The sequence below is a fragment of the Deltaproteobacteria bacterium genome (genome assembly GCA_018668695.1).
Taxonomy (GTDB): Bacteria; Myxococcota; XYA12-FULL-58-9; order XYA12-FULL-58-9; family JABJBS01; genus JABJBS01.
In genome coordinates this window covers 23,923-45,243 of record JABJBS010000055.1, presented here as the reverse complement: position 1 = coordinate 45,243, position 21,321 = coordinate 23,923, and the positions used below count along the sequence as shown (strand labels likewise).

At 50.5% G+C, this 21,321-nt stretch carries 23 protein-coding genes; 18 read left to right on the top strand and 5 right to left on the bottom strand.

Annotated features, from left to right (window positions below):
* The 4 genes from HOK28_02945 to HOK28_02930 all read right to left on the bottom strand — a co-directional run.
* Positions 1–628: TonB family protein (locus tag HOK28_02945; protein ID MBT6432021.1), on the bottom strand; the 628-nt coding region annotated here is incomplete at its 3' end.
* Complete coding sequence (locus HOK28_02940) at positions 625–1,059, bottom strand: biopolymer transporter ExbD (GenBank protein MBT6432020.1); 435 nt, start codon at positions 1,057–1,059, stop codon at positions 625–627. The genes HOK28_02940 and HOK28_02945, both read right to left, overlap by 4 nt.
* A 3-nt stretch (positions 1,060–1,062) precedes the next feature.
* Positions 1,063–1,722 carry a MotA/TolQ/ExbB proton channel family protein gene (locus HOK28_02935; GenBank protein MBT6432019.1) on the bottom strand — a complete coding sequence of 220 codons (660 nt, stop codon included), beginning with the start codon at positions 1,720–1,722 and terminating at the stop codon, positions 1,063–1,065.
* Positions 1,723–1,767: 45 nt separating this feature from the next.
* Entirely contained in the window at positions 1,768–2,586 is an 819-nt protein-coding gene (locus HOK28_02930) for a hypothetical protein (protein ID MBT6432018.1), read from the bottom strand.
* Positions 2,587–2,772: 186 nt separating this feature from the next.
* Here HOK28_02930 and HOK28_02925 point away from each other — a divergent pair, with 186 nt between their 5' ends.
* The 4 genes from HOK28_02925 to HOK28_02910 all read left to right on the top strand — a co-directional run bounded on the left by HOK28_02925 (position 2,773) and on the right by HOK28_02910 (position 6,250).
* Positions 2,773–3,963: a proline dehydrogenase gene (locus HOK28_02925; GenBank protein ID MBT6432017.1), complete on the top strand. Its 1,191-nt coding sequence runs from the start codon at positions 2,773–2,775 to the stop codon at positions 3,961–3,963.
* A gap of 33 nt (positions 3,964–3,996) precedes the next feature.
* Positions 3,997–4,431, top strand: a complete 435-nt coding sequence (locus tag HOK28_02920; protein MBT6432016.1) for a hypothetical protein — start codon at positions 3,997–3,999, stop codon at positions 4,429–4,431.
* A complete protein-coding gene (locus HOK28_02915) occupies positions 4,424–5,047 on the top strand; it encodes a hypothetical protein (GenBank protein ID MBT6432015.1) in 624 nt (207 codons plus the stop codon). Before HOK28_02920 ends, HOK28_02915 begins: the two co-directional genes overlap by 8 nt.
* A gap of 69 nt (positions 5,048–5,116) precedes the next feature.
* Positions 5,117–6,250: a hypothetical protein gene (locus tag HOK28_02910; protein ID MBT6432014.1), complete on the top strand. Its 1,134-nt coding sequence runs from the start codon at positions 5,117–5,119 to the stop codon at positions 6,248–6,250.
* Here HOK28_02910 and HOK28_02905 read toward each other — a convergent pair.
* Complete coding sequence (locus HOK28_02905) at positions 6,247–6,645, bottom strand: hypothetical protein (protein MBT6432013.1); 399 nt, start codon at positions 6,643–6,645, stop codon at positions 6,247–6,249. The two genes, HOK28_02910 and HOK28_02905, sit on opposite strands and share 4 nt — an antisense overlap.
* Positions 6,646–6,819: 174 nt before the next feature.
* Between HOK28_02905 and HOK28_02900 the strand changes: the two genes are divergently transcribed.
* From HOK28_02900 to gspN, 14 genes are all read left to right on the top strand, one after another.
* On the top strand, positions 6,820–7,005 hold the full coding sequence (locus HOK28_02900; protein ID MBT6432012.1) for a hypothetical protein: 186 nt from the start codon (positions 6,820–6,822) through the stop codon (positions 7,003–7,005).
* Between the two features lie 181 nt (positions 7,006–7,186).
* Positions 7,187–8,245, top strand: coding sequence for a hypothetical protein (locus HOK28_02895; GenBank protein ID MBT6432011.1), 1,059 nt, complete (start codon positions 7,187–7,189; stop codon positions 8,243–8,245).
* A 3-nt stretch (positions 8,246–8,248) separates the two neighbouring features.
* Positions 8,249–8,716, top strand: a complete 468-nt coding sequence (locus tag HOK28_02890; GenBank protein MBT6432010.1) for a hypothetical protein — start codon at positions 8,249–8,251, stop codon at positions 8,714–8,716.
* Between the two features lie 13 nt (positions 8,717–8,729).
* Complete coding sequence (gene gspD / locus HOK28_02885) at positions 8,730–11,411, top strand: type II secretion system secretin GspD (protein MBT6432009.1); 2,682 nt, start codon at positions 8,730–8,732, stop codon at positions 11,409–11,411.
* Positions 11,412–11,416: 5 nt separating this feature from the next.
* Positions 11,417–13,171, top strand: coding sequence for a type II secretion system ATPase GspE (gene gspE / locus HOK28_02880; GenBank protein MBT6432008.1), 1,755 nt, complete (start codon positions 11,417–11,419; stop codon positions 13,169–13,171).
* 8 nt (positions 13,172–13,179) lie between these two features.
* Positions 13,180–14,409, top strand: a complete 1,230-nt coding sequence (gspF, locus tag HOK28_02875) for a type II secretion system inner membrane protein GspF (GenBank protein MBT6432007.1) — start codon at positions 13,180–13,182, stop codon at positions 14,407–14,409.
* Positions 14,410–14,496: 87 nt separating this feature from the next.
* On the top strand, positions 14,497–14,913 hold the full coding sequence (gene gspG / locus HOK28_02870) for a type II secretion system major pseudopilin GspG (GenBank protein ID MBT6432006.1): 417 nt from the start codon (positions 14,497–14,499) through the stop codon (positions 14,911–14,913).
* Between the two features lie 6 nt (positions 14,914–14,919).
* Positions 14,920–15,645, top strand: a complete 726-nt coding sequence (locus HOK28_02865) for a prepilin-type N-terminal cleavage/methylation domain-containing protein (GenBank protein ID MBT6432005.1) — start codon at positions 14,920–14,922, stop codon at positions 15,643–15,645.
* Positions 15,642–16,286, top strand: coding sequence for a prepilin-type N-terminal cleavage/methylation domain-containing protein (locus HOK28_02860; protein ID MBT6432004.1), 645 nt, complete (start codon positions 15,642–15,644; stop codon positions 16,284–16,286). The genes HOK28_02865 and HOK28_02860 overlap by 4 nt, the downstream gene beginning before the upstream one ends.
* Before the next feature lie 5 nt (positions 16,287–16,291).
* A complete protein-coding gene (locus HOK28_02855; protein ID MBT6432003.1) occupies positions 16,292–16,984 on the top strand; it encodes a prepilin-type N-terminal cleavage/methylation domain-containing protein in 693 nt (230 codons plus the stop codon).
* Positions 16,972–18,153 carry a hypothetical protein gene (locus tag HOK28_02850; GenBank protein ID MBT6432002.1) on the top strand — a complete coding sequence of 394 codons (1,182 nt, stop codon included), beginning with the start codon at positions 16,972–16,974 and terminating at the stop codon, positions 18,151–18,153. Before HOK28_02855 ends, HOK28_02850 begins: the two co-directional genes overlap by 13 nt.
* Positions 18,154–18,160: 7 nt before the next feature.
* A complete protein-coding gene (pilM, locus tag HOK28_02845) occupies positions 18,161–19,780 on the top strand; it encodes a pilus assembly protein PilM (protein ID MBT6432001.1) in 1,620 nt (539 codons plus the stop codon).
* A gap of 1 nt (position 19,781) precedes the next feature.
* Positions 19,782–20,345 (top strand): hypothetical protein, encoded by a 564-nt coding sequence (locus HOK28_02840; protein MBT6432000.1) that lies wholly within the window; start codon positions 19,782–19,784, stop codon positions 20,343–20,345.
* Between the two features lies 1 nt (position 20,346).
* Complete coding sequence (gspN, locus tag HOK28_02835) at positions 20,347–21,318, top strand: type II secretion system protein GspN (GenBank protein MBT6431999.1); 972 nt, start codon at positions 20,347–20,349, stop codon at positions 21,316–21,318.
* Positions 21,319–21,321: the final 3 nt, after the last annotated feature.

Sequence of the window (21,321 nt, the reverse complement as noted above, 5' to 3'; positions counted from 1 at the left end):
TATTGAGTCCGTAGCCCGGGCCTTTGATGATTTTAACCTCGCCAACGGAGCCGTCGCCAAACACTTCGACTTCCAAGACGACTTTTCCCTCAATGCCTAGATTTCGAGCTTCTTGAGGGTAATCGATGGTGCAGCGCCTCTTGGTTTGGGGCATCCGGTCCACATCGAACCGTGAAGTGACTTTAAAAGGCTTCACTTCGTCTGGCGGTGTAAACTTTTCCTCGGGCGCCTTAGCAAGTGTATTACCCACCCGCACGCTCATGGACGCGCCAGTGTCCGCACCGACTACAGACTCCATGGTGACGCCGAAGACTGGAATGGGCGGCGGCTCATCAGGCTTAGGCGGTTCGGGTGGCGGCTCTTCGTTGGCCGGCGGTGGCTCAGCTTTTTTAGGTGGCTTGAGCTCAGCGACTTCTACTTTTTCGGGTTTGGGCGGCTCAGGCGGTGGCGCTTCCTCAACGGGCGGCGGTGGGGGAGGTGGTTCCACCAATGCCATCTCCACCGGTACATAAGTGGGCCGCGGCTGAGCGCGGGCGTAGGAGGCTCCGCGGTCAATCAGCACCCAGTGCCCGATGCATGAAACAAGCAGAGCGACCAGGAATACAATGGTCTCGCGGGGTGGCTTCACGGTGCACCCATTTGAATGGGTGCCTGGTTGGGATCGATATTGAGAGCAAATCGGTACACACCCATTTGGCGGACCAAATCGATAAGCTCGATCACCTGCCCGTGGGGTACTGCTTTGTCTGCGGCGATAAGGGCCTGTGCCTTTGCATCTTCTTTGGCCACTTGGGGTAGGTAGGCAATCAGTGCCGGCTTCGTAGTTAGCTCGCCATTGAGGTAGATTGAACCATTTTCCGTGAGGGTTAAAGCAATGGTGGTGGGCTCTGTGGCTTCACCGGTGGATGCCTTAGGGAGATCGACCTGGATAGCGGGGTTGTTGATGATGTTTGCGGTGAGCATGAAGATAATGAGCAGAACCAACATGATGTCCACCAAAGGAGTCACATTGATACCACTGATGATATCGTCATCATCGAGATTTGCTCCGCCGGTCATGGGTTACTTCTCCGACTTCACGCTCTTAGCGTGCGACAAAACGATGTGTCCAACTGCGTCGCAGAGTACGAGGCGTCTGCGGATTGAGCGCTGAAACATATTGAAGATGGCAACTGCAGGCAGGGCGACCAAGAGGCCGATGGCTGTGGCGACCAATGCTTCGGCGATACCTGCCATAACTGCAGCAGATCCCTCGGTGGTATTCTCGGCGAGGTCTTTAAAAGCTCGCATAATACCCAAAACAGTTCCGAAAAGTCCGATGAAAGGAGCGTTGTTTCCAAGTGTTCCCAGAAAGGCTAAGCCTCGCTCCAGCTTCAGCTTCGCAACTTTTGTGGCGCCGGTCATCATTTCTTCAACGGCGCCCGGCCCTCGCTCCATTACGTCAAGCCCTGCAAGGCAGATGGAAGCCACGTAGGAGTGGCCGCTCTGAAGCAGTGAACGTGCTTTATCCAGATCCCCCGCACATAGATGCTCATCCAGCTTCGTTTGAAGCATGGCGTAGTCATCGCGGTGGGTGAGGAAATGAAAAAGTCTCTCTGCGGTGATGGCCACGGAGATAACACTTAGAATCACCAAAAGCTCGAGCACCCATTCGGCGCCTAGATAGATAAATAGGTCGAAGAGCTGCTCTTGTAAGAGTGGTCCTTGTTGTACACCTTCCATGATACTGCCTCGGTGGTTCACAGCCCTGTGGGCTGCGGCTTAAAGTTAATTACAGGCGCCCGACGTCAGAGTGATATCTGTGTTCGTTCCGTTACCGTTCTCGCCGGGGCGAAAAATTCGGTTATCTTCTTGTCCGCACCAAACGGTTCCACCCGATGCGTCCATACCCTCGACGACCAACTTGTAGCTCGTTGGCACAAAGCTGTTGTTTGCACCGGCTTGGGGATCGACAGGCACATTGCGAATGATGATTTCTTCAGCAACATTGAATGCATCACAAGCTGCGGCTTCACCAGTCACGCTTGCCTCTTCTGCAGGCGTAGTCATGTCGTTCAAGTAGAGGCTCCATCGCGAGGTGGTGACACCTTCCGGGCACTCAAGTCCGCCAGAGCCTGCTCCCGTAAACTTGGGAAAGAAGTGTGTTTCACTCGTTTTGGCCTGAAGTTCCCACGTGAAGGTCTGCGGGGTCGACATATCCACCTCGTCTTCAACGTATTGATAGAGAACTGTTCCATCTTCAGCTTCAGCGGAGATGCTGACATCCCAAGCCTGGCGAACCAAGCCGCGCAGGCTCAAGGTTCCAATTCCCATTCCCAGGTCACATTCGACCCGCTGCTCGTAGCCCGGGATGATGCCCGCAGGATCGGTGAGGTGAACGTGAACTTTAAAAATTTCAGGATAAGCAATGCCGCGCGCATTGATGACTGGCTTGTTGTCACACGCCCGAAAATCGTCGGATGAACCGTCGTCGGTCCAGTCGCCGTAGTTAATTCGCCACTGAATATCGGCAACAGCTTCGAGTTCAGAACCGCAAGCTACGGTAAGTAGTGAAATAATCGTTAGAACGAGGGCAGATAAGCGCATGGTTTTTCCTTACTCAGCAATCGAAAAGAGTAAAAGTGAAGGCACTTGCTTACCGCTGGTGCTGTCTGCAGGCAATGACATGACGCCCTTCCGTGGAAAAAAATACTAATCTACCCTCAAGTTTATGACGACCAAGCACATTTCAAGGGCTTGTCTTCAAATACCTGGGTGAAGTAAAGCCGAAGTATGATCGAATCAAAGATTTTGGACTTCGAGGACACCCGAGTGGCCTTTGCTGGGCGTAGCGCCCTAGAGTTACGCCGTGCCTACTGGCTCTTCCGGCTTTTGTCCGTGCAGTGGCTGGCTGATTTAGGCCAATCTGTGCTGATGTTTGCCCTCAAGCTGCGCCTTCCCGTCGAGGGAATCATCTTACGAACGATCTTTCGTCACTTTTGCGGGGGCGAGAGCATCACCGGCTGTAGGCCATGTGTTGAAGCACTCGGCTCTTTCGGTGTGAAGACGATTTTGGACTATTCGGTTGAGGGGAAATCGAGCGAGGCAGATTTTGAATCCTCGGTGGCGGAAATTTTAGCCACGGTGGAAGAAGCTGGCCGAAACCAGATGATTCCGCTGGCTGTTTTTAAAGTCACGGGCCTGGCCTCGTTTGGTCTGCTTGAGAAAGTTCACAGCGCCGCGGAGCTAAACGAAGACGAGCAGGCGGCGTGGCAGCGGGTGATTACCCGAGTAGAAGCGGTTTGTGCGGCAGCGGCGAAGGTTCAAATCCCGGTACTTATCGATGCGGAGGAGAGCTGGGTCCAAGATGCCATTGATGACTTAAGCCGAGTCATGATGCGAAAGTTCAATCAGGACCGCGCCATCGTTTTTAATACGGTTCAGATGTACCGTGTGGACAGGCTTGCTTTCGTTAAGAGCGAAGTCGCCTTGGCCCAAAAGGGTGGTTATCACTTTGGCGTTAAATTGGTCCGAGGGGCTTATATGGAAAAGGAGCGCGAACGGGCCGCTCAACGAGGTTACCCATCGCCAATTCAGCCAACCAAAGATGCTTGCGATAACGATTACGATGCCGCGGTTGCTTTTTTGATGGAGAATATCAAGGTATCGGCGCTCTGTGCAGGGTCTCATAATGAGAAGAGCAACGAAAATCTCGCACAATTGATGAAAGCTCAAGGTGTGCAGCCTAGTGATGACCGTGTGTTTTTCTCACAGCTATTGGGAATGAGTGATCACATCAGCTACACCTTGGCCAAAGCAGGATATAATGTAGCCAAATATGTGCCTTACGGTCCGGTTCGTGAGGTCATTCCCTATTTAATTCGCCGAGCAGAAGAAAACTCCTCCATTACAGGCCAAACCACCCGGGAGTTGACGCTCTTGCTACGAGAACTCAAGCGCCGTGCTGAAGGCGGAGCTGATTGACGCTTACCGAGGCTTCTGGGATAGTCGCAAATAATGAATGTTGATGAGTTATTACGCGGTCTGCGCGATTTAGAGCGAAGCGCCGATGAGGGCAGCAGCAATATCCAGTGCGTACAATCCACTGGCTTGCAGGGTTGTACTCACTGCAGTTTTTGCGAGGACTCGACGAACTCTTACCGCTGCACCCACAGCTCAAAGCTAACAAATTGCACAGGCCTAACTTGGAGCAAAAATTGCGAGAGTTGTCATAGCAGCGCGTATCTTCAAGATTGCCGACATTGTGTAGACAGTGCTTATCTCATCCATTGCGTCGATCTCGCCGATTGTCATCACTGCATTGGCTGTGTTGGGCTGGTCGGATGTGAGTTTCATATCCTTAATAAGAGTTACCAACAAAAAGAGTATTTTGAGATTCTTGAGCGTCTTAAAGTAGAGCTTGGCATTGAAGTGGGAGATCGAAATGGCTGATTTAGAAGGCCTTTTAAAAGAACTCGCTGAACAAGAGGCTGCGGGCGATGTTGAGGGGATGTGGAAAACCAGACAAGTCATCGTCGCTGAGTTTTCCGATACCGCGCAAGCTGTTGAAGCTGGTTATAAAGTCGGGCTGCATTGTCTCTTTCATTTACGAGATTTAGAACAAGCGGTGACCCACTTTCAGGCTGCGGCCAAACAAAAGCATCCCTACTGGTCCTTGGCGGCTCGAACCTCCCTGGGTATTTGCCTTTTTCATCAAGGGCGCGGTCAGAAGGCTCTGTTTGAGTTGCGCAGAGTAGGGTTCACGGAATCTCCGAGTGATCATTCGGTTACTGCTTTAGCGTTTATGGAAACGATCCATGCAGCTGAGGCTGAAAAGGATGAGCTGACCCGGGTGCGCACGGAGCGTATCAAACAGCTCAAATCCCTGATCGATCAATGTCGTCCGAACAAAGACCAAACTTTGGGCCAGCATTTATTCTCTCTGGCAACAGCTTGGGTTGATGAAGGTGATTTAAAGTCGGCTAAAGATTGTTTGGACGAAGCCAAAGAGCTGGGTCCAGATGTGCTTGGCGCAGACCTTTTTAGTGCTGTGGCCAACGGATTCTAGCGCTTGCCATTGTTTTCATTGCTTTCCCACCATTCGCTCAGAACTGAGTCTTGGGGTAACCTCTAAGTTATGAGCGCTCTACCCATTTGTGACCGCCAAGTTGGTGGCACCTCAGGATTTTATGGCCGCACGGGCGAATTAAGGCGTGTTCTGAATTGCATTCAGCGCGGTCAATCTGTGGCGCTCATGGGTGGTCCGCAGGTGGGCAAGACATCGTTTCTGCAAGAACTAAGACAAAATCAGTACGACTTATTTACCCCGCTATACCAGGGAATCAAAACGGTTCCGGTTATCGTCGATCTATCGCTGCTTGGCGGCCGGGCGGCATTACTTCCAAGTCTTATTTGGGACGCTCTCAGTGCGGCTTTATTGGATACCCATGCTCGAGGTGGTGCAGGCGCTGTTGAATTGAAAAAGCCCGATTTTCGAAGGGCGGGGCAACATGGTTGGCAGGAGCTTGAGACCTCTCTGGCTAAAACGTGGGCGGGTCTGCGTGGCACGGAAGCATGGTGTCATTTCGCACTTATGTTTGATGGTTCTGAAGTTTTTGCGAAGGCTGAGTGCATGGAAGCGCTGGAGCCTTTATTCAAGTTGTTGAAGCAGTCTGAGGATTGGTCGCCGGTGAGCCTTGTTTTTGCGGGCGACCGAGAGTTTCGTGAATTTATTCTTGATTCGAAAATGCCAGAATTGAAGAAACTACAGCAGCAGTGCTTGGGCGCATTGAAAGAAGACGAAGCAGCCATGATGGTGCGGGAGATGCTTCCTGAAGCCAATGCACGGCTAATTAAAGAGATCTCCTATTTAACGGGCAATCACCCATACCTTCTCAACGTACTTCTAGATGAGATCATCGAATACAACTTAGTGCGTAATTTACGAGCTGCGGCAGACAACGCATCCATGCGGTTGGAACCGCTTTTTGAAAATATTTGGCAAGCCTTCGATCGCGGGCGAGGGGTTCATTACCGAGGCTCTTACGCAGCGCCGGAGCACGCATTGATGCAGGTGCTTATGGAAATGGGCGAATACGGCTGTACTGCAAAACAAGCGGAGCGCGAGGTGGGTCTTCGTCCGCTTAAAGAATTTGCAGATTTTTTAGTTGCTTGCTCAGTTGTTGAGAGAGCGATGCGCGATGGCCAATACGTATTGCAGGCTAAAAGCATGCTCTGGAACGACTGGTACCGCCAAAGAATTTCACGTTAATCTTCGCAGCTTAGAGCTTGCTCAATGGCCGGAATCAACGTTCGGCGGATAACCTGCTGCATCGAGCGTTCTTCACGAGCGGCCAGTTCTCGAATCAATTCCAGTTGGTAATCATTAAGTCGAAGATTTAAGCCGGTGTTGGGCTTAGCGCCTGGATCGTGTGTGGGCTCAGTTCTACAAGCACCGGTGGCAACAGCAACCGCGGGGGTCGCCATGGGGCGAGGCGGCAGTTGCGTCAACGAGATGGGTTTTGCGACTGTCGCTGGCTTTTCAGTTACCACGACTGCGGGCTCGGCAACGGCGACCAAGTGCGGCTTTTCCGGCGCCTGCGGCCCCTCGGTGCTCTCGTCTGTCATGAATGCACTGAATTCTTCTGCTGTAAGATAACTGGACATGTTGATTTCCCCTCCAAAAGGTCCCCTCAAAGGCTAATCTGGAATTTGATATTCACCAAAAAAGTCGCAACCAGCTTGAAACTGAGGTGGTACCACTTTGGGTTCATGAATCCGGTGCATGATTTAATTAAAGATTTTAGAAGGTTGCGTCGATGGTTTGGGTACGAGGTGACGATGAACAAGCGTAATGGTGATCCTGAAATCGATATTGGTGAAGAATTTGATAGGCTTTGGGAGTCGGCTACCGGCGGTCCTAATGCAGCGGCGACTGCGTCACAAGAACGAGCGTCCTTTGTGGGAGCCCCGCTTGCCCCACGGGCTCTGAACCTCGAAGACTTCCGGGGCTGGTTTCTAGCCTAAATGGATCGAAATGAGACAAATTGACAATTTGTCACGGCCTTTACGATCATAGCTCGCCATCTTGACAATATGTCTAAAAGACTCGACCTAAGTTATTAAAATCCCTTAAAAATTAGCATGATTTGACCCTTGAATTTATGGATCGAATCTTGCATTTACCCCTCCCAACACTGGAATGTTCATGTCTGGAATATGGCAAGGCGCTTCAGGGTTTGAAGATGCGTCGAGATGGTCTCGGCAGCTGAGGTTTGAAGAAAGAAGTCGCCTCATGGTTACGGCACGCATTGCAGCCTATTTAAAAAACAATGGCTGGTTGTTGAACTTGGTGTTTATTGCACTTGGCTCGTATTTTGTGGGCGGTGCGGTCAATGCGGTGGTAGCCGAGGAAATTAGGCTTCTTCCCAACGCAAACCAAAATCTAGGAACCAGCGGCAAGTCTCGAAAAGGCATAACCTCCAGAAAAGCAGGCTTTAGCTCAATGGCAGAGCGAAACCTCATGGCACTCAAGCGCGAAAACCTCCAACCGGTGGTTGATGTACCCGAAGACTCCGAGGCCAGTGAAGCCGGTGAGTTTGATGAAACAGATGTGAAGAGCTGCAGCTTACCGATTTCGGTTCGAGCCACCTTGGTTTCAGACAACCCCGCATGGTCCATTGCGATGATTTACAACAACTCATCTCGCGATGTTGAAGCTTACAGCATTCGTCCGGGCAATAACCTGGTTGTAGATGATGCTGAACTTGTGGAAGTTCGTAGCCGTGAAATTATTGTTCGCAGGGCAAGCCATTACGAGCGTTGCCTGGCTGATGCGGAATCGCCAAAAGCTGGGCGTCGTAATTCGCCTAAGAGTTCGAAGAGCACCAGCAAGGTCAAAGATGACGACGGCGACCGCAGCAAGGGCGTTACTAAAGTTTCTGAGACCGATTACAATATCGAAGGTTCAGAGATCGACCGTGTACTGAATAACCTTAGCGAAGTGGCTACCAAGGCACGCATCGTTCCAAGCTTCAAAAATGGTAAGCCCAATGGCTTTAAGCTTTTCAGTATTAAGCCTGGAAGTATTTATTCCAAGATCGGGCTACGAAACGGTGATGTCATTCAAAGTGTCAACGGGCACGAAATGAACAGCCCTGATAAGGCTTTGGAAATCTACCAAAAACTTAAAGACAGCTCGAGTATCACTGTCGACATTCAACGCCGTGGCCGTGCCATGACGATGAACTATGCGATTGGGCGATAAAACGTGCACGACTCTCTACGCATACTCCTCTGCATCGGCGCTTTAACAGGTCTTGGAAGTGAGATTCCGGGATTTGCCAATGAGCCAGTAGGGACCGCTGTGTCTACGGTTGCGATGTCCGTCGATACCAGCGTGCAAACTTTAGAGAGCGAATACACCCTCGCAATTTTACCACTGGCTCAAGTGCCAATGGATTTACAAAAAAAGTCGACGGCACCCGCTCCAGTGCCAAAGAAAAAACCTTCTAAGGTTCAAGCACAAACATGCCCCTTAGAAGTCCGTGCCATTGTAGAAGCGGAAACAATGGCTGATTCCTTCGCGATGCTTTCAGTGAACGATGACACCCGTCTCGTTCATTTAGAACAAGTTTTGAATACGCCTGCCGGGAGCTTTGTGCTCGGGGCAATACATTCGAGTGGTGTGGTTCTCCATAAAGGGAACCAAAAGATTCGCTGCTCGTTGGTACGATGAGAGAGGTAGTGGGATGTTGAATACGCCACGTTTGGTGATGCTGATTGTTTTGACCATGTTTGCCACAAGTGATGTGATGGCAGCGCAGAGTTCTGTTGATACCAGTACTTGGGTTGCGCAGTCTGATGACGAGGAAGCGAGCAAGAAAAAAGCTAAGGAAAAGGTGCAGCTTGGCCGCCAGCTGATGAAGGCTCGGTCGGTTCCAAAGAGCTTTCCTAAATCGAAGCGGCCCCGTGTTGGCAAGTCGGCAGAGATGAAGCGCACTGCAGAAGCTGCCGCGGCGGCAAGCCGTGCAGCGGTGAAGGACGAAAAATCGTCCAAGTCTTCCAAGTCCTCGGAGTCTTCAAGTCGCTCCCGCTCATCATCGCCAAGATCTGATGTAGATGGTGGTGACATCGACTACAAAGAGCGCGCCAAAAAAGGGCGTTTCTCTTTCGAGTTCTCTAAGGCGGAGATCATGGACATCGTGAAAGCGATTTCCGACATGACGCGTAAAAACTTCATCATTCCTGAAAAGCTTAAAAGCCAAGAGATTACGATTCTTTCGCCCACTAAGATTACGGCAGCAGAGGCTTACCAAGTATTTTTATCGGCTCTAAGTATCAATGGAATCACGGTTGTGAAGACCGGTAAATTCTACAAATTGATAGAATCCAAAAACGCGATTAAAAAGCCAATTCCCACCTGTGTTGGCCCTGATGATGTTTGCCCGTCTTTTAATGAGCAGATGGTCACGATGCTCATCACGATGATGCACACGGAAGCCAATCAAATCAGCAGCGTTCTTAAATCCTTAGTTTCTAAAGAAGGTGAGCTTACGGTTTTTCAACCAAGCAATGCCATCATCTTAAGTGAGTACGCGCCAAATATTGCCCGAATTAAGCGAATCATTAGAGCGCTTGATCAGCCTGGCTTTGATGATGAGCTTCGGATAGTTCAAATTGAATACGCTACAGCACAGGAAGTGGCCGACAAGATTACTCAAGTGTTTGATGTATCCGGTGGCGGAGGCGCTACAAAGTCAAAGAGCGCACGTAAATCTCCAACGAGCAAAGCCAAGTCTAGTTCTAGTGATGAAGCATCGGTGCAGATATCAAAAATTATCGCCGACGAACGAACGAATCAAATTATCATTAAGGCCAACAAACGCAGCTTTGAAGCCATTCGTCGTCTCATCTCTAGGTTGGACGTTCCTATTTCTGAAGCAGAGCAAGGCCGTATCCACGTTTACTACTTGGAAAATGCCAAGGCAGAAGATTTGGCATCTACTTTGTCGAGTCTTACTCAAGGTTCATCCACTTCGAAGGGCCGGGCTGGTAAAAAAGGCAAGGGCGCATCTGCTCCTAAAAGCGCGCAGCTCTTTGAAGGCGAAATTAAAATCACCGCTGATAAGAGCACGAACAGTTTGATTGTTGTGGCGAGTGCACACGACTACCGTGCACTTAAGAAGTTAGTCGAACGACTGGATACAGTTCGGCCGCAGGTTTATATCGAGGCGGCGATCCTCGAAGTATCTAACAGTAATGACAATGATATTGGCGTGAGTTGGCATACACCGGTTCAATTTGGTGCCAATGATTTGGGCGGCTACGGCGATGGGTCACTCGGTTTTGTTCAAAGTGGTCCCTGGTCAGCGGGCAGTGAAGGTATCAGCAGCACGGTTGCTGGTGCGTTAAGCCCAACTGGATTGCTTGGTCTCGCGGGCGGTTCGATGGCTGGTATCGTAGGCAAGCAGCTCACGATTGGTGATTTGACCATTCCAAGTTTCGGTATGATTCTGAAATGGTTGGAAGTAGACAGCAACGCTCAGGTTCTTTCTACGCCTCATATTCTGACAACCGATAACGAGGAAGCAACGATTGAAGTTGGTAAGAAGGTACCATTTCGCCGTGGTACTTCACTTGGCAGCAGTGCTCTGGCAGGTGCCCTGGGCGGCGCGGCAGGTTCGAGTGGCCTGGGTTCACTTGGCAGTTCGTTGGGTTCACTCGGCGGCGGTATGTTCTCTTCGGTTGATCGAATCGATGTCTCCTTAAAGCTTTCGATTACTCCACAAATCAATGAGCGAAACCGAATTAGGCTCGAAGTTGAGCAGAAGATTGAAGATGTGACGGGCATCGATAAAACAACTGAAACTCCACTGACTTCAAATCGTTCTATTAAGAGTGTTGTTGTCGTTGAGGATCAACAGACCATCGTCTTGGGCGGCTTGATGCGAGACAACGTGACTGAGGGTGAAAGTAAGGTCCCGCTCCTCGGTGACCTTCCCATCATCGGTTGGCTCTTTAAGACGCGCACCAAGAAAGTTGAAAAAGTAAACCTGCTTTTAGTGTTAACGCCATACATCGTGCGAGGCGTTGAGGATTTTCAAAGTATTCTCGAGCGTAAGATGGAAGAGCACGAAGAATTCACAGCCGATTATTACGGTCGCCAAAAGCAATACCGAGCGCACATCGATTACCGCCGCAAGGTGGGTCCTCTTGCACGCTTGGGCCGGGCGGTTGAACGCGAGCAAAGCCGCATCGAAAATGGCGGTGACGGCGGTTCGGATGAAGTACTTGTAAGCCCTCAAGATGAGGGCGAGGAAAGCACAGCGCCTGAAACACAATTTCAGACATTAAGTGGTGAAGAGTCGACAGAGGGTTCTGACGAAGCTGCCCCTGAAGTGGAAGCCAAAGAAGAAGAGGCTAAGGAGTAGTCCACATGGAGATTCAGGAAAAAACTGAGGTCGATGTGCTGCAACCGTCGGAGAGATTCTCTGAGCGGCGCCTGGGTGAACTGCTCTGCGCACGCGGCGTAATTAGCCAAGAGGTGGTCGATACCGCACTTGAATTGCAAACTGAGCGTGGCGGTCTCTTAGGTGAAATCTTAATTGGTCAACGAAGCATAACCGAAAAGCAGCTTCTCGAAGCTCTCGGGGAGCAGCTGGATATCCCTGTTTGGGAATCTATCGATGACGCAAATGTCCCCGACGACTTGATCACGCCGGTGCCAATTAACTTTGCAAAGCAGTTTAAGCTCTTACCCGTGGCTCAGCGAGAAGATGGTACGGTTGTCGTTGTGACTTCTGAACCGCTCGCGGTCGCAGCGCTTGATGACCTCGCCAATTTAATCGACGAATCCATTGAACTCGCTTTGGCGACATCAGAGGAAATTATTCAAGCCATCAACCAAGTCTATGACCGAGGCACCGCCCACGCGGCAGCAGCGATGGAAGATTTGGAAGATGAAGACCTTGATACCTTTGCTCAGGATTTCGAGGAAGCGGTTGACCTTCTCGATTCTGAAGATGAGGCGCCAATCATTCGATTGGTCAACTCTCTGATCTCGCAAGCGATTAAAGAGCACGCTTCAGATATTCATATCGAGCCTGGCGAACGTGACTTGGTGGTCCGTTTCCGGATCGACGGTATTCTCTACGAAAAAATTCGTCCACCGAAGCGTCTGCAGGCGAGCATCATCAGCCGGATTAAGATTCAAGCTGAGCTTAACATCGCAGAAAAACGCCTTCCCCAAGATGGTCGTATTCGTATCAAGATGGCGGGTAAAGACGTTGATATTCGTGTGGCGACAGTACCTACGGCCTACGGCGAGCGCATCACAATGCGTCTACTCGATAGATCTTCGATTCTCTTGGACTTAACCGACCTTGGCTTTACGCGAGACACGCACACCGCAATGAATGGCCTCATCAAAAAGAGCCACGGAATCATTTTAGTAACAGGTCCTACGGGCAGTGGTAAGACGACCACACTTTATGCGTGCCTAAGTGCCATCAACCGCCCTGATTTGAATATTCTCACCATCGAAGATCCGGTGGAATATCAGCTTGATGGTGTGAGCCAAACCCAGGTCCAATCTAAAATTAAGTTGACCTTTGCCAACGGTTTGCGCTCGTTTCTGCGACACGATCCAGATGTCATTATGGTTGGTGAGATTCGAGACCTCGAGACGGCTGAAATTGCGATTCAGGCGGCCCTTACGGGTCACTTGGTTTTGTCTACGATTCACACCAACGATGCGCCCGGCGCGATTACCCGTTTGGTCGATATGGGAGTTGAACCTTTCTTGGTTGCATCTTCAGTGATCGGTATTTTGGCCCAGCGCCTCGTGAGAACGCTCTGCCCCGAATGTAAGGAAGAATACGAAGCATCGGAAGAGGAAATCCTAGAGCTTGGCCTCAGTCCAGAAAGGCTTGGACCCAATCCTAAGTTTTGGCGCGGCCAAGGTTGCCCCGCGTGCTTGGGAACAGGGTATCAAGGGCGACTCGGTATTTACGAATTGATGATGCCTACGGATGAGGTACGGCAGTTGATTCTTCAAAATGTCGACTCCAATACGATTAAGAAAAAAGCCAAAACTCAAGGTATGCGCACGCTTCGTGATGATGGTGCCCAAAAAGTTTTAGCGGGCATTACTTCAAGTGCTGAAGTCTTACGTGTGACGGCAGAAGGTTAAGTCTAGGGATGCCAGTTTACGCATACAAAGGGATGGATTCCGCAGGTAAATCAACCAGCGGTACTCGAGAGGCCGAAAACCCTCGCGCGATTAAGCAGCTTTTGCGCCGTGATGGTATTTTCCTCACAGACTTAAAAGAATCAGGACCCACTGCAAAAAAGAAAAAAGAAGGCGGCGCCAGCTTTCAAGTGAAGCTCTTTGCCGAGAAGGTTTCTACGGAAGACCTTGCGGTATCAACGCGCCAGTTATCCACATTGGTGGGTGCCGGAATTTCCTTGGTGGAATCACTCACCGCGTTGATCGACCAGGTGGAGAACCAAACTCTCAAAGGCGTTTGGGCCGCGGTCAAGCAGCGTGTTAACGAAGGTGCCCCCATGGCGGAAGCTTTGGCTGAGCACCCGAAGGTCTTTACCGGGCTCTACATCAGTATGGTACGAGCCGGGGAAACTTCAGGCGCGTTGGATGTGGTTCTTGACCGGCTTGCAGATTTTACTGAAAGTCAGCATGAGCTGCGTTCGAAGCTCGTCGGTACCTTGGTTTATCCGGTCATCATGCTCTTGATGGCGCTCGGTGTTACCGCGATGCTTTTCGTTTTCGTCATCCCCAAGATCACCAAGATTTTCGAATCTCAAAAGATGGTCTTGCCACTGCCCACGCAATTCTTAATCGCTGTTAGTAAGATCATGATCGACTACTGGTTCTTGATAATTTTATTGATTGGTCTCGTGGTTTATTTTGGCCGTAAATATATCGGAACGGAAAAAGGGCGACCGAAGTGGGATTTATTTCTCCTGACGGTTCCAGTGTTTGGACCTCTGGTTCGAATGGTTGCGATCTCACGATTTTGTAAGACGCTTGGAACGTTGATGGCCAGTGGTGTGCCCCTTTTAACGGCCTTCGATATTGTTAAAAACGTGGTTCAAAATACCGTTTTATTGGAAGTTATCGAAACCGCGCGAGACTGTGTCAAAGAGGGTGACAGCATTGCTGCGCCTCTAAAGCGTTCTGGCCACTTTCCACCCATCGTGACGCACATGATCGGTATTGGTGAAAAATCGGGTCAACTCGAACCCATGCTGAACAACGTCGCAAAAAGCTATGAAGTACAAATCGATTCCCGATTGCGGGCGATGACGAGCTTATTGGAGCCGCTTATCATTGTCGTCATGGGTATCGTGGTAGCAAGCATTGTCTTCGCTATCTTAATGCCAATTCTCCAAATGAGCTCAGCTATTTAAGCAAGAGGACAGACCATGCAGGAACTAAAGACAAGCGAGCAATCGCACAACGAACTCTCCGATTCACTTGGTGTGCACCACGAGTTGATGAACAAAGCATCACGCCACGCTCAGCGCGGTATGACTCTGATTGAAATCATGGTTGTTATTGCAATCATCGGTTTGATTGCCAGTGTTGTTGGTGTGCAGGTTTTCGGCCGACTTGAGGATGCGCAAGTTGAAACAAGCAAGACTCAGATCAAGCAGATCTCAGATGCCCTTGAGCTCTATCGACTAAGCTTTCGAAACTACCCTTCAACAGCCGAAGGCCTGCAGGCTTTAACAGCACCGAAGGGTAATGTTCAGCCATTTATGACTTCGATTCCAGAAGACGCTTGGGGCAACGCTTTCGTTTATATTTACCCTGGCACACAGAATTCAGGCGGATTCGATGTCATGAGCTATGGCAAAGATGGTGTTCAAGGCGGCGGTGACGACATCGGTAATTGGAAGAGCGCTGAGTAAGCTCAGATGACTCGGCCAATCAACGCAAAGGCTCGCCGCGGCAGCCACGGCTTTACTCTGGTGGAAGCAACCATCACTTTAGCCATCATTGCGTTGATTGCCGCGGTTGCGATTCCGACCATCGGCAACGTGACCCGTTTATCGCTGCGTAAGTCTTCCATGATGCTCGCGGCCACTGTTCAAGGCACCTATGACGAAGCGGCACTAACAGGTGAGACCCACCGGTTGGTTTTTAATCTCCAAGATGGCGTCATCAAAATTCAACGCTCAGCTACAACTTTTCGCCTAGAGCCAGGTAGTAATGCACTGGTTGCGGCCACGAAAGCGCCTACCACCATGGGTTCCGGTTTAGAGGCTATGATGGCCGGCGTGAACTTGGAAGAAGGTTGGGATGAGCCAGAAGCCAAAGAAGGCGAAGAGGGCTCCGGTGCTGCGGCTGCTTTATTTGGCATCAGTGGTCTTCAAGGTGGCAGCGGTACAACAAGCTTTCAGGATACCGATAAAAGTTTTACGCTTGAAGAAGGCGTAAAGATCATGGACGTTTGGATCGAAGGCTCCGACCAGCCCATCACTGAAGGTGAAGCTTCATTGATTTTCTTTCCTCACGGTTACACCCAAGACGCTATGGTGCATTTAGAAGACGCGGACTCTCGTATTTTTACCATCAAGATCTGGTCGCTTACCGGTCGCGCAGAAGTTCTCGCGGGCTATGTGGAGGGTGATAAATCATGACCCGCCGCACGAACTCTACCCGAGGTTTTACGCTCTTGGAGGTTGTCATCGCTCTGGGTATTTTAGCCATGAGCCTGACGGTACTTTTGGAGTCTCAAGCATCGAGCGTAAACAGTGCAGGGCGGTCACGAGACCTGACCATCGCCTCCCTTTTGGCGCGTTCCAAAATGGTCGACCTTGAGGCTATGCTCATTGAAGATGGCTTCGTGGTTGGTGACCTTGAAGAAGAAGGTGATTTTGGCGACGAGGGTTATGAATACGTCAAGTACACAAGCCGTGTGAGTGAGGTGGAGTTAGACCTATCCGGCCTTGCAAGTATGTGCTCTGGCTTTGCACCAGATGGGGTTGAACCAGAAGCCGCTGCAGCCGATTGCGAATCGATGCTCGGTGGTGTTGAAGGTTTTGGCGGAATGCTCAGCACCTTTACCGATGAAATCGGTCGTTCTATCCGGCTCGTTGAACTCAAGCTCACGTGGCCGGTAGGAAAGTACGAAGAAAGCTTTGAAGTGCGTGCGTTTGTAACGAAACAAGATTTTAGCCTTCAGAACGCAGGCGCCGGTGGAATGCCGGATTTAAGTACGATCGATCCTTCAAAGCTTCCTAAGCTCGATTTAGACCTCGGAACTGGGCTTAAGCGATGAAGCATATGAAGCGCAAGCAACAAGGCTTTACGCTCATGGAGATCATGATTGCGGTCTCGATTCTTGGCATGATTGGTACTTTAAGCTTCGGTACTTTAAGAAGTTCTGTGGATGCTCGCGAAAGAACGCTTGGTGTCACAGACCATTACCACCAAGTTCGTCAGTCCATGCTCCGCATGACCCGAGAGATCCAAAGTGCTTTCCTCTCCGAACACCGCGACTGTGAAGATCCACAGAACAAAACGATTTTTCTTGGCAAGCGCTCATCCAATGGTATGCGCCTAGACTTCACCAGTTTTTCGCATTTTAAGATTCGCTCAGACGCCAATGAATCCGACCAAAACGAACTTTCCTATTTTGTAGACAGCCACCCCGACGATTCCAGCCGAAAAGCCTTGTTTCGCCGAGAGCAAGCGCGCATTGACGAGGAGCCTGAAGAAGGTGGTTCCATCAAGTTGATGGCTGAGGATGTCTTAGATATTGAATTCGAATTTTTCGATCCGCTCGACAAGGAATGGGAAGACGAGTGGGATTCGACCTCCATGGACTTTAAAGGAAAGCTCCCGCTTTTTGTAAAGATTCAAATCACAGCGCTCGACTCGGCGGGTAACGAGCAAAAGTTTACGACGAAAACACGCCTCTTCGTTCAGCAGGCTATGGCCATTCCAGGCATCACGGGGTCGCGATGTCTAGATTAATTAAATCTCGCCGTAAGCCGCCTCGTGAACGTGGTGTTGCGTTGCTGATGGTCCTCGTCTTGGTCACTTTGGTGGCAGCAGTGGTCACGGAGTTTCAATACAGCAGCCGTGTTGATTTGCAGCTAGCTTACAACGCACGCGATGAACTTCAGGCTGAGTACAATGCATTGAGCGCTTTACGTCTTCGTGCGCTGATTTTGCGTCACTCTCGAAAGCTCAACCAGGTTGCGAACATGCTTATGGGCAATACCGGAGCCGGTGGGGCAGCAGGTGGTGGGCAATTGCCCATGGGGCAAATTCTCGAGATGCTCCCGGTGGAGTGCGGACTGATGGGTGCCTTGTTTAAGCCCGTGGAGCGAGATCTTGAAGAATCCGTTGCGGCCGAAGGTTTTTTTCCTGGTGAATGCATCGCAACGAGCACAAGCGAACACTCAAAGATTTCCCTGAATGTTTTAAAATCCGTTCGTGACGGTAAACCAGCCATGGAAATGCTTTACGGGCTTTTGCTTGATCCGCGCCTCGAAACTCATTTCCAAGAAGACGATTTAAACGGCACGCATGCTGAAACTCCCGAAGAGCTTATTGGAGCTATCGTGGATTGGACGGACCGTGATGGAAATGAGTTTGGTTCGCAGGTAGGGGACGAAGATAGGCATTATTCCTACTTGCAGGATTCTTATGAGGCGAAGAATGCACCCTTTGATTCCGTGGCTGAACTGCAGCTCGTGCATGGGGTAGACGATGCACTCTATGATTTACTTAAGGATACGGTCACCATCTATCCTGCCACCGCGCAAATTGAGCTCGGTACCGCATCGCTCGAGGTCATTTTGATGGGGCTTGCGGCGTCGTTGCAAGAAGGGGTGCTGCTTGAGCAGTTTGTAATGCAGCCTCTCTTCCCTCAATTTCTGTCGCTCTTAGTCGAAATGAAATCTTTTGGAGCCATGGGCATGACGCCTGTTAATGTGGCTACCCTAAAATTATTATTAACAGAGTCGGGTCTGGTGGGTTTGGTCGATCAGGCTAAACTTGCACAGCGCTTTAGCGACAAGTCACAAAACGTTTGGTTTACAATTCAGGCCGAGGGTCATGTTGGGAATGCTTCGAAGAGATTTCGAGCAGTCTTTCAAACCCAAGAGGCTAAATTTTATTACGCGAGAGTAGAGTAGTTGCATCATGAGTCAACGTATTGCAGCCATAGAGCTTGCTGGTGATGTTGCGCACGCGGTGGTGGTTGAAGCCACCATGCGTAAGCAATGTTTGAACAAGACGGTCACTGTTCACCGAGAAGAAGAGGAAACTGACGAGCTACTTTTGGCAAGGCTTCAAGAGTTACTCGATGGTCACTTTGATTCCATTGCGGTGGCCTGCGATTCCAACCGGGTCAGCGCACGACTTTTAGATTTCCCTTTTGGGGATTTGAGAAAGATAGATGCTGCGGTGGGTTTCGAGCTGGAAGGTCAGATCCCTTACAACTTGGATGATGTGGCACTGAGTTATTTGGTGACCGAGCGTGGCACGACGCGCAGCGAGGTTTTGGCATCGTTGATGCCGAGAGATTGCCTTGAGCGCCGGCTAACGATGTTTAAAGATGCGGGTCTTGAGCCACGCGTGGTGGCTTCCCCGGTCGGCTCTTTAATGGAGCTTTTACCGCCAGAACATGCGGATCGAGCAGCTGTTCTATCCATGGGCCACACTGAAGCGCATTTAGCTTTAATCTCCAACGCAACACTTCGTTCTGCTCGAACGATGAGGCTCGGTACTCGTAAGCTTGAAAAAGACCTAGCGAAATTACTGGGTATTAGTGAAGCCCATGCCGCTGATTATTGGAGACGTATTGGTCTCGGCGATGGTGACGGCACGATGGACCCGGGCGACGTTGTACGCATTCAGCATGCAGTTCGCACAGCGCTTAAGGGCCTTGCATCGCATTTGTTTACCACCTTCAAGGCACTTCCTGATGCGCTGATGCCAGAAACCATTTATGTGACCGGCGATATCGCCGCACTGGATGGGATCTGTGGGTTTTTGAGCGAGGCGTTGGAAGTGAATGTGGTGGAGCTGAACTTGAAAGAATCCCTTGAGGGATTTGAGCCAGAGAGCCAAGTTCCAGGCAGTGCTTATGCGCCGGCTTTAGGGTTGGTGCTCGCTTTATTACGCCGCTCTTCTGCGGTGCCGATGAACTTTCGCCACGGTGATTTTGCGTACCAGGGAGATCTTCAACTTTACCGAGGTCCCCTCACCCATTTTATGATTGGGAGTGCCATCGTTTTATTGTTGGCGCTGGGTTCGATGATGACACGCTATGTGTTGGTCAATGGGCAAGAAGAGGCGCTGAATAAAGAGTTTTGTTTAGCGACAGAGAAAATAGTTGGTCGTCAGATTTGCGACCCAACGGCTGCACTTGCAACGCTGCGACAGCCTGCGGGCGCGGGTGATGGGGTCGTGATTCCTGAATTCTCCTCTGCTCGTATGTTTGAGGCGTTTTCTAAAACAATTCCACCAGCCACTGACGTGACCTTTACTGAGTTGGAGTTTCGCTTGCCTTCAAGGGGCGGTGAATCTGAAAAAATCACAGCTAAGGGCGAGGCAGCTAATTTTGAAACGACCGAGCAGGTGGTTGCGGCATTGAAAAAAGATCCGTGCGTTGAAGAAGCAGAAGTTTCGCGCCAACGACGAACGAAAAACTCCGGCCGAGTTGAGTTCAACCTGGCGGTAAATATGAAGTGCCCTCCAGGGGTTTTGCCGGGTACGCAGTCAACTGTTGCAAACCTTGGCGACAAGGGAGGAAAGTAAGATGGCTCGATTTGACACAGGTTTAGATTCCATTCGTCTTTCATTCAGTCGGCTCACCCAGCGTGAGCAAGTCCTGGTGCTTGGCGGTAGCGTGGTGACGGCTCTCGTCATCGTGTTTTCGATGGGGATGTGGCTGAGCACATCGGTGGATAAAACAGAGCACCGAATCAAACGAAAAACAGAGCAGCTTCAAGAGCTCTTTGCTTTGCAGGGGCAATATAAAGCGCGTCAGTCCGAACGCGAAAAACGCCTTTCGAATCTCTCACGCGGAAAAGTGAAGATGCTTTCTACCGTGGTGGAAGATGCCGCTCGCCAAGCGGGTTGTTGGGATGCGATAGGAAGGCTACAGCCGGAAAACGGTGAACCGGGGCCAGATGGTGTCATAGAGTCTCGCGTTGATTTACGGGTCTCCGGCTTGTCTATCGACAGGCTCCAAGAGTTTCTCAAGCGTCTTGAGCAATCAAGGGGCATCGTGATTGTAAAACGGCTCAAGCTCAATAAACCGTACAGGAAAGATGTTGTGGATGCTGAACTTACGGTCACGACGTTTAAGGTAGGGAGCTAATATGAGTGCCAAGCAAAAGCTACTGCGGGGACTGGGTTATTGCAGCTTCACCTTCTCGTGTCTGGTGATGTCAATCTACCTAACTTTTCCAGGTGATGTTCTCGGGCAGAGGCTCGCTCACGAGATCGCACTTGAGTCTAAAGGCAAAGTACAAATTCAAATGGACGACGTCAGTCTTTATGGTCTCACGGGCGTAAGCGCAGAGGGTGTAACGCTCCGTTATGATTCTGGTGATGGCGTGCCCCACCGGCTCCAGCTGGATGAAGTTGATGTTCGTGTTGAGATTCTTCCATTAATGACTGCTTCCATGGTGATTGACGGGAGTTTGCGGGCTGGCAAAGGAACTGTCGAGGCAGAAGTGGAGCGAGTTGGTGCCGGAGCATTTCGAGTTGATGCGGAGATAGATGAACTCAATTTGATGAGCGTTAACATCATCAGTGAGATGGCCGGGTTGCCTATTTTAGGTGTGATAAGCGGCGACGTATCATTGGATTGGTCCAAAGATGTAAAGACCCGAACTGGCGAGGTGAATATTCGCTCGACAGGCTTGCGGGTAGGTCCTGGCGAACTTTCTGGCGGTGCATTGGGTAAACTGACTTTGCCAGCCGTCGGGTTTGGTAAACTGGATCTTGGTATGACGCTTGGCGGAGGTAAACTCTCGGTTGCAAAGTTTGATCAACAAGGTGGAGATCTTCTTGCAGATATTAAAGGTGACGTTTCACTTCGCTCGCGATTTGCCAGTTCCTCTGTTTCAGGTTGTGTGAAAGTAAAAGGCGACCCAGCCTATTTGGCGAAAAATCCAACTTTAAAATCTGCGTTAGAACTCGCAACAGTTCGTCTCAAAAAAGACACCGCGGACTTTCTCAATATCCCTCTGGCGGGTACTATGGGCAATATGCGAATGCGCGGCGGTTTGTGCCGAGACGGTAAAGGCGCTGGTCCCAAAAAAGGTCGTGGACCTAAGCGGCGTTAGGAG